General features: G+C 61.3%; 9 protein-coding genes. 3 read left to right on the top strand and 6 right to left on the bottom strand.

Features of this window, described 5'->3' with window-relative positions; all coding sequences use genetic code 11:
• The first annotated feature begins 158 nt into the window (after positions 1 to 158).
• Entirely contained in the window at positions 159 to 1,262 is a 1,104-nt protein-coding gene (locus RAD04_RS11415; protein ID WP_461623866.1) for an acyltransferase family protein, read from the top strand.
• Between the two features lie 24 nt (positions 1,263 to 1,286).
• Here RAD04_RS11415 and RAD04_RS11410 read toward each other — a convergent pair whose 3' ends face one another.
• Both RAD04_RS11410 and RAD04_RS11405 read right to left on the bottom strand, forming a co-directional pair.
• Positions 1,287 to 2,648 carry a polysaccharide pyruvyl transferase family protein gene (locus RAD04_RS11410; protein ID WP_461623865.1) on the bottom strand — a complete coding sequence of 454 codons (1,362 nt, stop codon included), beginning with the start codon at positions 2,646 to 2,648 and terminating at the stop codon, positions 1,287 to 1,289.
• Positions 2,649 to 2,667: 19 nt separating this feature from the next.
• Positions 2,668 to 4,125 carry a lipopolysaccharide biosynthesis protein gene (locus tag RAD04_RS11405; protein ID WP_461623864.1) on the bottom strand — a complete coding sequence of 486 codons (1,458 nt, stop codon included), beginning with the start codon at positions 4,123 to 4,125 and terminating at the stop codon, positions 2,668 to 2,670.
• 268 nt (positions 4,126 to 4,393) lie between these two features.
• Between RAD04_RS11405 and RAD04_RS11400 the strand changes: the two genes are divergently transcribed.
• On the top strand, positions 4,394 to 5,491 hold the full coding sequence (locus RAD04_RS11400; RefSeq protein WP_461623863.1) for a glycosyltransferase family 4 protein: 1,098 nt from the start codon (positions 4,394 to 4,396) through the stop codon (positions 5,489 to 5,491).
• 21 nt (positions 5,492 to 5,512) lie between these two features.
• Here RAD04_RS11400 and RAD04_RS11395 read toward each other — a convergent pair whose 3' ends face one another.
• From RAD04_RS11395 to RAD04_RS11380, 4 genes are read right to left on the bottom strand one after another with little or no spacing between them, the layout of a single operon-like run.
• The gene (locus tag RAD04_RS11395; protein ID WP_461623862.1) at positions 5,513 to 6,604 is read right to left on the bottom strand and encodes an acyltransferase family protein; all 1,092 of its coding nucleotides are present in this window, start codon (positions 6,602 to 6,604) and stop codon (positions 5,513 to 5,515) included.
• The gene (locus tag RAD04_RS11390) at positions 6,601 to 7,707 is read right to left on the bottom strand and encodes an acyltransferase family protein (protein WP_461623861.1); all 1,107 of its coding nucleotides are present in this window, start codon (positions 7,705 to 7,707) and stop codon (positions 6,601 to 6,603) included. The genes RAD04_RS11395 and RAD04_RS11390 overlap by 4 nt, the downstream gene beginning before the upstream one ends.
• Before the next feature lie 9 nt (positions 7,708 to 7,716).
• Positions 7,717 to 9,054 carry a hypothetical protein gene (locus RAD04_RS11385; RefSeq protein WP_461619603.1) on the bottom strand — a complete coding sequence of 446 codons (1,338 nt, stop codon included), beginning with the start codon at positions 9,052 to 9,054 and terminating at the stop codon, positions 7,717 to 7,719.
• Positions 9,055 to 9,061: 7 nt separating this feature from the next.
• Positions 9,062 to 10,264: an acyltransferase family protein gene (locus RAD04_RS11380; RefSeq protein ID WP_461624078.1), complete on the bottom strand. Its 1,203-nt coding sequence runs from the start codon at positions 10,262 to 10,264 to the stop codon at positions 9,062 to 9,064.
• 720 nt (positions 10,265 to 10,984) lie between these two features.
• Between RAD04_RS11380 and RAD04_RS11375 the strand changes: the two genes are divergently transcribed.
• The gene (locus RAD04_RS11375) at positions 10,985 to 11,479 is read left to right on the top strand and encodes a hypothetical protein (RefSeq protein ID WP_018323195.1); all 495 of its coding nucleotides are present in this window, start codon (positions 10,985 to 10,987) and stop codon (positions 11,477 to 11,479) included.
• Positions 11,480 to 11,509: the final 30 nt, after the last annotated feature.

Below are 11,509 nucleotides of genomic sequence, written 5' to 3'. Positions count from 1 at the left end.
TCATCGATGAGCAAAAGCCGGCCGCCATCCACATTTGGATGGCACCCATGAATTCGGGCCGACCGCCGCGATAGCGCCGCATCGGCCGCGACTTTGCGAACTTGCGTCACAATTCGTCTCTAGAAGCGAGACGAACCGCGCAAGGACTCCGAGGCCCGATGGAAGCAAGTGAAGCAAGACGTTTTGTCGTTCTCGACTTCTACCGCTTCGTCGCCGCGCTCGGGGTCTTCATCTTCCACCTGAAGCTGATCGACACGGGCATTTCGCCGGCCTGGAACGGGTCCTACGGCCTGTTCGTGGACATGTTCTTCATCCTGTCCGGCTTCGTGATCTCCTATTCCTACCCGTCCGATGCACGTGGCGTGGCGGCCTATTCCCGGTTCATGATCCGGCGTATTGCGCGGATCTATCCGCTGCATCTACTGAGCTTGCTCATCTTCGTGGTGCTCATCGGCGTCGGCCTGGAGCGCACGGCCCGCTCGACCCCGCTGGACTTCCTGTACAACCTTCTACTGCTCCAGGCGTGGGGGGTCACCGATCATCTCAGCTTCAACTCGCCGTCCTGGTCGATCAGCGCGGAGTTCTTCTGCTATCTGATCTTTCCACTGCTGATGCTGCTTGCACGCAAGGTGCAACCGATCGTGCTCGGCGCGATCGTGGCCGCGCTCTATCTGGTCCTTGCCCACGGCCATTTGCCGATCTGGCAGGAACGGTCGCAGATGTATGGCGCCAATTTCGACTACGGGATGCTCCGCGCACTGCCGAGCTTCCTGAATGGAATCCTGCTCGCCATTCTATTCCGGATGTCGCATCCCTACCGGCACAAGCGGATGATCTTCGCCGGCATCGGCACGTTCGGCCTCTCCGTGCTCGTTCTCAACGTCTTCGCCAAGCCGGACCTCGCCATCCTGCTGTTCTCCTGCGCCATTCTGCTCACGGCGGTCGGCGAAAGCGCCTTCAAGGAGTTTCCAGGCGCCCGCCTGCTTGGACGGCTCGGCAACACCTCATATGCGATCTACATGCTGCACGATGCCATTCTCATTGCCGTGTTCAAGCCGCTATGGATTTGGCTCGGACTGCGTCCTGATCAGTTCGGCCTGTTCGCCCTGGCGTGTTGCGCGGTCCTGACCATCGCCGCGGACCGCACCTACGCCTATTTCGAAAATCCGGCGCGGCGCTTCATCAACCGCTGGGCCGACATTGGTGCCACGTCCTCACGCAAGCCGGCCGCAGCCGACACCCCCGTCCGGGCGGTCAACTGACGCCTGCCGGCGACATGAGGGCGTTCAGGCGACCTTGCCGCCGGCCTCCTGCACCGTCCGCATCGCGCTCTCGCCCAGTAGCGGTGCGATGTTGGCGCGGGACAGCTCCATGACATCCGGCAGCATCTGACGTACCTTCTCACCGACGACTTCGTGGGTGCCAAGGAACTGCAGCACAAACTTCTCAAAACTGTCGTCGACCAGGAATTGGGCCGGCGACAGCAACAGCGATTCGCTGACGCCAAAGTGAGCAAACAGGCCCTGGAACTTGTCCTGATAGGTAATCGCTGCGACGGGCGTTCCCTGCCCCAGCGCCGCAATCGCCAGATGCATGCGGCCGGTGATCACGCCGTCGACCAGACCGACAACGGCCTTGATCTCGCCCGCCGACAGCGCCTGATCGACATGATGCACGTGATCGCCGAGCGTGGGCTTCAGGCGGTCAGCCAGCGGCCGCAGGCAATTGTCGTCGGCGATCTCGGGGCGATAGTCGTGGGCGAGCAACAGCCAGCTTGCATTGTGCTCGCGAGATAGCCGCTCCATGGCGCCCGCGGCGAGCTCTATCATTTGCCGCAGCTTGGCTGGCTCCGGCTTCCTGAACAACATCGGATGAATGTTGAAGACGAAGACCTTGCGACCCTGCTCGCGCTGTCGCGCGATCGTCGCCGCGATCTGCTTCACTGCGGCCGTATCCGCCCGCGGCGTCAGCATGAACGCCGCATCGGCAACCAGACGGGCGCGTTTCCGCGCGAAATCGTCGAAACGCTGAAGAGATATTGTATCGCGCAGATTCAGGACCACGCCCGGGTCCAGCAGCCGGAACACCTCGCGTAGCGCCTTCGCCGGGCGGGAGTTGAAACTGAAGCCGAGCACGCTGACCTTGGCGCCGAATGCAGCCATCAGGTCGGCCACGAGCAGCATGCGCGCGGCATCCACCGGAGAATAGTAGCCGTCGAGCACGTCGGCCCCCAAAACCAGTCCGAAATCCGGCCTGGTGAGCGACAGCTCCTGCGCGACCGTCTCGTATGAGAACGGCTGTCTCCAGAGTTCGAGCGGCTTGAAACCCATCGCGCGCACGTCCGCGCTGGCCGCTGCGGTAGCGGTGACGATGTAGACCTCGAGGTTCGGATAGGTCTTCTTCACCTCCCCAGTGGCCGCTTCGATCATCGCCTCATCGCCGCGCGATTGACGAACGCTCCAGGGATCGGAGGGGAGCACGACGAGCCGGCGCGGAGTGTTGCGCGGCGCGGCGTTGACGCCGACGTCCCTCCGGGCGATCTGCCATCTGCGCAGCTCGAGCAGATCGAGTGCCAACGGCGTATTCTTCGCGCTGTTGAGCCAGCCTCGGAGCTGCCTGCGTACGGGCACCGGGATCAGTTGCTTCACGACATCCTCCTCGTCTTCATCAAGCGGTCGCACCGCGCTTCACGACGAAATCAATCAGGGAAAGGAGCTGCTTCCGCCAGAACAGCAGAATGCCTGTCAGATAAGTCGCGCCAAAACAGGACGACAGCAGTCCAATCCGCAAGTACGGGTTCATGCCCGGCGTCGCCTCCCGGCACAGCACGACCGCGCCGTAGGCCAGAGCGATGGCGCAAAGGCATCCCGCAATGGGACGCAGAAACTGGCTCCAGCTCAAGCCCAGCAGCCGGAGCGCCAGCGCGAATGTCACGGGGGTCACCACGAGCTGCGAGAACGCGAAGATCGTAGCCAGCTGACCAATGTCGCGCGACGGAAGCAGGAACATTGCCGGCACGACCGTACAGAATTTGAGGATGTTGAGCAGAAAGACGTAGTTCGGCTTGCCCAGAGCACCAAAATAGGCGCTGTTGACGAACTGCACCGTCTGGACCGCGCCAATCAGCATCAGCGGCCGCATCACCGCTTCGCTGCCACCCCACTTCGCACCGAACAGCAGCAGGGAGAACTCCGGCGCGATCGCCGCGAGCAGCACGAAGACCGGAGATCCGATCAGTGCGCCGAGACTGACGCTGCGCAAATAGGCGCCCGCGATGCGGTCCCGCTCGTGCGCGATTTTGGACAAGGCGCTCAGCGCCACGTCCATGACCGCCTGGGTGAGCAACTGCATCAGGATGATGTAGACCCTCGCGCCGACCGTGTAGATGCCGAGCGCGGCGACGCCATAGAGCGACAGGATGATCATGTCGATCGTCCGAACGATGGCGAAGTCCAGCAGCCTGTTCAGCATGACGTGGATGCTGTAGCCGGAGAGCTCGCGAAAGCTCTTCAGATCGTAGCCGCGCATCGGCAACCATCGCGGTTGGCTCCAGAGCCACAAGCCGCTGATCGCGCTCTGAACGACCACCTGGATCACGAGGCTGAGCGCACCGAACCCTGCATAGGCACAGGCGATCCCCACGACGCCGGAGATGGCTGTCGCCACCATGGTCCTGACCGCCAGCACCCGAAAATCCATCTGGCGCTTGTAGAGCGCCTCCTGGAACAGGGTCGCGGTGCCGATCGGAAGCGAGAGACTGGCGGCCGTCAGCAGCGGCGCCAGCCCCTTCACGTCGAACCAATGCTCGATATGCGTCGCGAGCAATGCGATCAGAACGGCCAGGAGCACTGAGGCTGCAAACGAGCAGAAGAACGGCAGCGTCACATCGGCGGGCTCGAGCGTCCGCCGCTGGATCAATGCATCACCGAAGCCGAATTCCGCGATGGAGCTCAAAAGCAGCAGGATAAAGGCGACCAGCGCCGCAAGACCGAAATCCGCGGGATCGAGCAGCCGTGCCAGCACCAGGAACAGCACGAACGACAATGCGCGGCCGCCCCAATTCTGCGCGAGCGACCAAAACAGCGCCACCACGACCTGATGTTGCCTGCCTCGAGTGACGTTCATCAACAATTCGACCCAATTCCGATCCAGACGACGCGACAATGATGATGACACGCCACCGCTTGTCGCCGCTCACAACGGCGACTGATTGCTCGCTACAATACGACGGAGTGATGGCAATCAGATGAGCGCCATCACGATTCCGATTTAGAGTGGAAGTGAGTTCAAATCGTGGACTACACTCCCATCGCTCTCTGCGATGTGATGCAAAATGGATGCCTTGATGAATTCGCCGGCCCCGCGTTCTCTCCGTAGCTCGAAACGCTTGCGCGTGGCGATCTACGCACCGCATTTTGCGGAATATTCCTACCGGCTCGCTTCGGGATTGGCTCACCATTGCGACGTCAGGCTCGTGCTCAACCGCAAGGACGCCAACCAGCAATGGGAACTGGCCGACATCGCTGTGGCGGCTCCCTTCGAGACCCGGGTTCGCGATTTGAGCCTGCGCCGCGGCGGCGTGATCGGCATCCCGGCTTCTTTCCTCGACATAATTTCGTTTCGTCCGGACGTCGTTCATTGTCACGAAGTTCCGGAGATCTATACGTCCAAGCTGATTCAGTTCCTTCGACCACTCGGCATTCCCCTGGTGCTGACCGTTCACGATGCTATCCCGCATTCGGAAGGCGGCTCCGGCACCTCGCCACGTGAAGACGGTTGGCGCGAACACATGCGTGCCGCCGCGTCGATCGTCACGACCCATGGCGAGAGCTGTATTGCGGATTTTCGTCGCGCCTCGCCCGACTTCAAGGGCGGAACGGTCTCCAGCATGCACGGCGTGCTCATGGTTCCACCGGCCCGAGATGCGGTCACCGCGCCCGAAGCCGCTCGCATCCTGTTTTTTGGACGAATGTGGGCCTACAAGGGCCTCGACGTCTTCATCGACGCGATCGACATGTTGGCCCGGCGCGGTGTGGCGCATGAGGCGATCGTCGCCGGGCGCGGCCCCGAGATGACACGGCTCGGCGCGCGGATGGAAGCGATGCCGACGGTCAAGACCATCAACGCCTACATTTCGCCTGCGGACACCGGACAGCTGTTTCAATCCGCCACCGTGGTCGCCTTGCCCTACAAGGATGCAACGCAGAGCGGCGTGCTTGCCTCCGCTTACGGCAATTCTCGTCCCGTCGTTGCAAGCGCCACCGGCGGCATTCCCGACGTCGTCACCGACGGCGTTAACGGGCTGCTGGTTCCTCCAGGGGATGCCCCTGCATTGGCCGATGCACTCGAACGCGTGCTGACCTCCAAGCCACTTGCCGCGACATTGACGGATGGCGCACAGCAGACCGCGGCCGGCATTTTGAACTGGGACCACATCGCCGAACAGCTGCTGGGGTCCTATCACAAGCTCGCAGGCCGTACCGTGAGCTGACCGCGACGGGCACGCGGTCGCTCAAACCGATTGCCCGACCTTCAGCGGTCGAAAGAACATGCCGCGGATCGCGCCGTCCAGCAGGCGCCTCAACCTGACCTCGATCAGCTCATAACTGATCGCGCTTGCGACCAATGACATCACCAGCCCGAGCACGATGAAGACCGCCCACAGCAGCCAGCGATCGACGCCGGCGGCGACCAGCTTCAGGCCGATCACCTGCAACGGGAAGAGCACGAAGGGATGCACGAGATAGAGGCTGTAGCTGATCTTGCCGACATATTGCAGGGCCGGGGCACTCAGAGCCCTGCCAAGGCCCGACTCCGGGGCAAGCACCATGCCGAACAGCAGGAATCCGGGAAGGAGCCCCACGAACGGGTGAAACAGCACGAGGCTCGCATACAGGGCGGCTCCGCAGGCGAGGCCCGCGAGCAGGCCGACCCGTCCGGGAATGGAGATGCGAAACCCGGTGGCGCTGAACAGCATGCCGATGCAGAAGAACGCCGTGATCGGCCAGTGCATCAGGCAGGCCAGACCCAGCAGGATCAGGGGCGCCGCCAGCAGCTTGCCCCCGCCGCGCCACATCGAGAATGTCAGCGCAAACCAGATGTAGAACGCCCACTCATAGGTCAGTGTCCAGGCATTCTGCTGGGCAATGGGCAAGCCAAGCGCGTCCTGCACGAAGAACAGATTGGCCGCGAATATCCCGAGATAGCTCGTCAGATCGATCCCACGGAAGAACTTGTAACCGACGATCGGACCTATCGCGAACAGCGCAAGGTGCAGGACGACGAACACCGGCATGATGCGCAGGACGCGGTCGAAGAAGAACCGCGGCAGCGAGCCGTGCCGCACCAGGCTCGCCGGGATCAGGAAGCCGCTGATCATGAAGAACAGCTCGACGCCATGCCCGCCGACATTGATCACCGATTGCAGCCAGAGCCAGAGCGGCGGCAGGAAGCCGGGATCCGGGATGTCGTACATGCCTCCCTTCGGCATGTCGTAGAAATGATCCATCAGCACGCTCAGCGCGGCAATCCCTCGAAGCCCCTGGACCGAGGGAACGAACGATCCGTCGTAGGCGGCGCCCGGCTGGTGCAGCGCGTTACTCACTCTGCAGCACCCTGAGTACTGAGGGCGGGCTCGAGAACGACCTTCTTTCGCCGTGCTGATCGGAACCTTTGTCCGAAGGCGATGCTGGGCTTCTCGACGAATGTAAACGTCATCCAGCTGACGAGGATCGACAACGCCAGGATCAGGGTCATGAAGATCGACCATCCGAGCGGCCCGTCGCCGAACCAGAAAAGGCGATGGATGAAGACGAGCACGAACGGCGACATCAGGTAGACCGAATAGCTGATCACGCCGACGAATGCCATCGGCCGCCACGCCATTCTCTCACCGAACACAGCAAAGCCGATGAAGACGAGCGCCGCGCAGACATAGGCCGATGCGATCGAATAGCTGTAGAAGAAGTTCTCGTGGTACACGCCTCCGAATCGCCGGTCGGCCAGGGTGATGGCGAAGATCGCATATAGGAGCGTGCAGACCGCCACGTGGGACCATCGCAGCTTTCCGCCGATGACGGTGTCGCGGATGATCTTGCCCAGGAACATCGCCGACAGGTTCAACCCGACCTCCATCACCGAGGAAACCGCCCTGTTCTCCACCAGGAGCGCGGCGGTGGTTCCGACCAGCGCGGCCGCAACGACGATCGTCACCGCCGTGAAGCGCCGGTTCAGCAGCCCCATCGCAAACAGAATGGTGCATCCGACATAGAACAGCAACTCGATCGCCAGCGTCCAATAGAACACCCAGAGGTTCGGGACGTTCACGAAGGTCTGCAACATCGTCACGTTCGCGGCGATCTGCCCGAGCGGATAGATCTTCGAATCCATCAGCTGCATCGTCACGAGCCCGACCACGAGCGAGGTCCAGTAGGCCGGGTAGAGTCGGAAGAAGCGGCTGATCGAAAAGTCCCGCACGGGCGTGGCGCTGTCCGGGAAGCTGAACGGAATGACGAAGCCGCTGACGAAGAAGAACAACACCACGCCGAACCGGCCAAAGTTCATGTAGTAGCCGAACAAATCGTGGATGGGCCAGTAATAGGCACCCGTCGGATGCTTCTCGACGATCACCTCGAACACATGCTGGACCAGGACCGACAACACGGCAATGCCGCGCAGCGTGTCGATGAATGCGAGCCGTTTATGCATTATTCGTTCTCACCTGCTTCCGCTCGCCGCCGGTATGTCCGGGCGGAAGCCTTCCAATGACGGCATCGGCGGCCGCATGACGATCGGCACGGCGTCGCCCGCCCGTGCGGAGGCCGCGCGGCGCGAAAACACGTCGCTGAAGCTCAATGCGATGATCAGGAGGCCGGACGCCGGGCCGTAGTTCAACACCGTGATCGTGAACAGGTTGACGACGAAGATCAGCGTCAGCTTGTACACGTCCGTCGCTCCGAATGTCGCCCTGAACACCATCACCATGAACGCGACGAACGGCAGACCGAACATCAGGTAGGTCCCGATGTAGAAATTGTCGACGGGCACCCAGAAGTGCGCGAGCGGCGAGAACAGCTTCTGCGGATAGTTGAAGCAGCCCGCGCCGCAGCCCGTCACCAGACCGATCGGCATGAGCTGGTTCATGTAGACGAACGGCAACTGCCAGCTGTTGTTGATGCGATCGACGATGCTGAACAGCGTCGAGTGCGGGACGGCGGCGGTGCCGGAAGCGATCACGATCATGAAGAACGGAACGAAGATCGCGGCAAAGGACCATTGCGCGATGCCCCTGATTGCGGGAAAGCGCGACTTCTCCGGCAGCATACGCACGAACACGAGCAGGAGCAGATAGAGCACGAGGACGATCATCGTCGTCTTGCTCGTGGTCAGCTTGATGACATAGACCGCGAGCGAGCCGAACAGAAGGCACCACGTCGTGCTCTTGCGAATCGAGGTGATCGCGAACGACACGAGAATGAAGAAGGCCGCCATGGTGTTGTCGGCCGCAAAACCCATGAGGCGCTGGTCGTCGCCGCCATAGGCCCACCACAGCCGGCCCGCCTCTCGGACTGCGCCAAAGGACTCATATTTATACCCGACCCAGGGCATGAGGTAGAACTTCGTCAGCAACACCCCGATGACCGAGAGGTAGAAGGTCACCGCGATGACCGACAGCAGCTTTTTGTACGAGCCGAGACTCGAATCACAGAAGCAGAAGCCGACGAATACCGGCAGCATCATCTTGAAGGACGAGATCGCCGCGTTTGCCGTTCCCATCATGAAATAGCCAAGCACGAGCGACAGCATGATCTGGACCAACACCAACAGGGCCAGGGTGCTGCGATTGCGCAGGATGCAATGCACGATGAACTGGATCAGGCACGCAAGCGCGACCGCATCGGGCAGATACCAGAGCGCATCCATGTGATAGATGCTGGTGTAATAGCGGATCACGCCGCCAAAGGCGTCGCGGACCAGATAGACCCCGAGCGCGATCGCCTCGATGCTGAGGCTGATCAGGATCAGCCGCGGCCGTTGCAGTGCGAGGATGCTCATGACCGACTCAGTTCGTCAGCCGCGCCGATGGCGCGGGGGATCGCGCGAAATCCCGACGGCTTCCGAGCACATTTCGCATGAACTTGCCGCCGGGAATTTCGATGTAGAGATAAGTGAAGTGCGAGACCGCTAGCACGGCAGCAAGTGAGACGACGAGATTCAGTGTGGCCGGCAGGCCCGCCCAGACCGAATCCAGGGCGGCGATTCGCCCCGCCCCCACGGCCCGCACGAAATATTCGGCGAGCAGCACTACGAGCGCGTGCACCATGTAGATGGAGTAGGAACGTTTCCCGAGCCAGACCAGCGGCGCGGCCACCAGCATCCGCGGCACCAGCAGCGCATCTGGAAAAGCCAGCAAGCTGCCGAGGAAGATCGCGAACGTCACCGGCGCGAGGAAGGTTGCCGCGGGATTGGTCTCCGCCAGGGACACCAGAACGATGCTGGCGATCATGGCGGCGAACTGCAGCACGCCCTGCACGGCAGGGCCCGGCTTGGCCGGCAGGCGATCGACGATTCTCACCGTCAGCACGCCCAGAAAGAAGCTCACGAAACAGCGCAGGATGCCGAAATCGGTCTGAAGCCCGAGGCTCCTCTTGTCCAGCACGAAGATGATGAAGACCAGACTGCCGATCGCAAGCGCCCCGCAGAGGACGTAGAACCAGAGCAGGGAACGCATGCGTTGGGCCAGCAGGACGATCAGGCCAAACACAAGATATGTGTAGAACTCGACGCTGATGCTCCAGCTCGGCGCATTCCAGCTGAGATAGTCGATGAACCCCATCGAATGCAGCAGCAGGACGTTGAGACCGAAGGAGTAGGCATTGTTCACTTCGAACGCCGCCGGCGCGGCCACCACGACACCGGCCATGACCAGACCGATCCGCAGGAGGCGAAACAGAAGATTTGCCATCAGCATGACGATGTGCAGCGGATAGACCCGCGCCAGGCGCCGCACCATGAACTCGCGCAGCGAGAAGCGCCCGAAGTCGCTTTCGACGTAGCTGAGCGACATGACGATCCCGCTGAGAACAAAGAACAGATCGACCAGCAGCCAGGAGCTCCTGAAGAACGAGCAATTGATCCACGCATTGTGCGGGAACGCTGCGAGGAAAGTCGGCATCAGCAGGAGATGGTGAATCACCACCGACGTCGCGGCGATGCCCCGAATGCTATCGAGCGGCAGGACATGCGCCTTCTCACGATGAATCATCTCCGTCACATCAACATTCCGTAGCTATTGCACCGCAGCAGTGTGTATCAGGTCTTGCGCGCGTTCAATCTCTGCGATCGCGGACTCGCATTCGACGCATGAGGGTCGACGATAATTTCAACGCTCGCAGATCATTCGGACATGCGAGCGCCAAGTTCACGCCACTTTTTGCTTGAGATCGAAGTGCGCCGGCGCGCAAATCAATTCGGACGTGATGATTGCGAGTATTTGCGTGCAAAGTGTGCGCTAAATTCGGCGCTGTTGCGATCAACGCGCCCGCAAGCACGTTGATCTCTCCGCAGGCACGATGCCGCGCATATCGCGCAGATAAATTTTCGCAGGCGGGGAACAATGAGTCGCATGACGACTTGTGTCGGTTTTGCGACGCATGCTCGCGACACTTCGACGTGCAATGCCTCTTGTTCGACGTGCAATGCCTCTTGTGTTTTCAGTTTGCAACATTCCTAGGCGCGTGCATGCCGATCTCGCAGGCATTGCATATCTTCATTTTGCAACCGATCGGGAAACAGGCAATGCACGCGTTGTCGTCGAGCACACGCACCCAGCTTTTGCGCCGCACAAAAATTGACACAGTTACCTGCCAAGTTTCGGGTGTTCTCCTATTGCAACAGGGAGGAAGGGACACGAATGGGTTGCGGACTAAGACGTCGTCTTGCGAGATCGCGATGGCTACCGATCGTCTTGGCAGGTTCTGCCTTGATGGTGTCGAGCATCGATGCTTGCCGCGCCCAGTGCGTCGAATTTACGGATCGTGCCTCGCAGCTCCAGCTCGACACGTTCGTAAAATCGCCCTCCTCGCTTCTGGAGCAGCTGCGCAATGACAAGGAGAAGCTGAGATATCGGCTCGCCACCTTTATCGCCACGAACCCGTCGGTGTTGCCGTCCGTGCAGACCCTCATCTCGGCGTCGACTTCAACCGACCGTTCAGCCATTGGCGCCGCGTTGAGGATCGCCGAAGGGCGGTGCACGTCGACGAAGCCGGACGCTGCGCGCAAGATCAGGGATTTCACGCAGCGGATCGGCGATCTCAACGTGCAAGCAGGTTATTCCGCCGCCGGAGAGGACGCCTCCGGCGCCCAGGCCCAATCGCAAGACAAGGGCCGTGCGCAACCGCCCCGAGGCGGGGCGCTGCTCGACGGCGAGTGGAAGACCAAGCTGGCCAACCCGTTCAAGCCCGTCCCCCTTCCGAATTGATCAGCGATCGTCAAAAGGCAGCGAATTAAC

Source organism: Bradyrhizobium sp. 25ACV (genome assembly GCF_054863005.1).
Note: the sequence above shows the minus strand (reverse complement) of the source record. Positions and strands in the feature narration are given on the sequence as shown.